We start from the raw sequence: 1,726 nt of genomic DNA on the forward strand, positions 1-1,726 counted from the left end.
GCATTTTTTCCGGGCTATACTAACAGTAACTATCTCTAGCCCTGATGATTACGTCAAGTCTGGCTGAAATGAGAACATCCTCAAAGCCATACACAGACTGCCTTTTTAATTTTCGGACAGGTCTATTCATGACAAATATTCATAAAAAACTACTCCCCAGATGGGGAGATATGCAGTAAATTAACATCTAAAAAATAATCGCTATCGCTGTAATTTATTTAGACTTCCAATATTTATAAGCTGCATAAGCTAATGTCACCACTCCAGTAATAATTGCAGATTCATCAACTTCAAATTGAGGATGATGTAAAGGATGATTGATGATTCTATCTTTATAGCCTACACCTAAACGAAACATCGAACCAGGGGCGTGTTCTAAATAAACAGAAAAATCTTCTGCACCCAGGGAAGGTTCGGGTAAAACTTGCACGCGATCGCTACTCCAAGCTTCTTCTGCTGATGACTGCAATAATTGTGTCAAAGCATAATCATTTTGTACACTGGGTACACCTTGACGATAATTAACTTGATATTTTGCATCATAAGAATTACAAACATTAGCAACTATATTTTCGATCCAATTTGGTAACTGAGCGCGAGTTTCAGGATGGAGCGATCGCACCGTACCCAATAACTGTACTTTATCCGCAATCACATTCGCCGCTCTACCGCCATTAATCTTACCAATACTCAACACCACAGGACGCAAAGGATTTTGAGTACGGCTAATAGCTTGTTGCAATGCGGTAATTACCTGTGAAGCAATCCAAATCGCATCCACAGCTTCATGAGGACGCGCCCCATGTCCAGATTCACCCAAAATCATAATTTCTAAATCGTCTGCTGCTGCTGTTAATGCCCCATAACGAATACCCACAGAACCAGCAGGAATAGAAGGAAAAACATGAACACCTAAAATAGCAGCAACATTATTCATTGCTCCATCTTCTACCATCCAATTTGCACCTTGGGCAATTTCTTCCGCTGGTTGAAATAAAAACCTGATTTTACCACCCAACTCATCAGCTATTTGGGACATTACCATTGCTGTACCTAAACCTACCGTAGTATGTACATCATGTCCACAAGCGTGCATCACTCCTTCTGTTCGTGAAGCATATTCCAAACCGCTACGCTCTTGGATGGGCAAAGCATCCATATCAGTGCGAATTGCCAACACCCTATCATCATGGTGAGTGCTGTGTAATTCGCCGATCACACCAGTTTTACCCACCCCTTCTACCACGTGCAACCCACTAGAAGACAAAACACCAGCCACAAACGCAGCAGTTTGATATTCTTGGCCGCTGAGTTCTGGGTGTGAGTGGATATGACGACGAATTTCTACTAAGCGAGGTGCAAGGTTATTTGCTATCTCTTTGATCCGGGTTAGCATTTAATTGAATGTAATTTACAATCTTTGTTCTTATCATAGATAAGTGTCAACTAGGAAAATGCTTCCATCTGACAAGATATTTAAGAAGCTGTGCAGAGTTAAGGGTTTGACGCTCCCCGCCTTAAAGGGAATTGGGAATTGGGAATTGTTAACAGTAAATAAATTAGGGTGTACCTCACCTCATGAGACTGGGAAACGCTATATATAGTCATCCGGTTTGATTTCTGAATTTATCTGTGTAGGCAGGCAAGAGGCAATAGTTCGACTTCGCTCACCAACCAGGCACTCATGCAAAAGGCTTTTAGAGAATTTTGGTGTACGGAGTTTTTT

The 1,726-nt window shown here is 41.3% G+C and carries 1 protein-coding gene; it reads right to left on the minus strand.

Annotated elements, in window-relative coordinates; translation table 11 throughout:
* Positions 1-214 precede the first annotated feature (214 nt).
* The gene (locus FFR48_RS27725; protein WP_137669559.1) at positions 215-1,396 is read right to left on the minus strand and encodes a M20 family metallopeptidase; all 1,182 of its coding nucleotides are present in this window, start codon (positions 1,394-1,396) and stop codon (positions 215-217) included.
* Positions 1,397-1,726: the final 330 nt, after the last annotated feature.

Origin of the sequence: Sphaerospermopsis reniformis, from assembly GCF_005402885.1 — a bacterium.
GTDB classification, from domain to species: Bacteria; Cyanobacteriota; Cyanobacteriia; order Cyanobacteriales; family Nostocaceae; genus Sphaerospermopsis; species Sphaerospermopsis kisseleviana.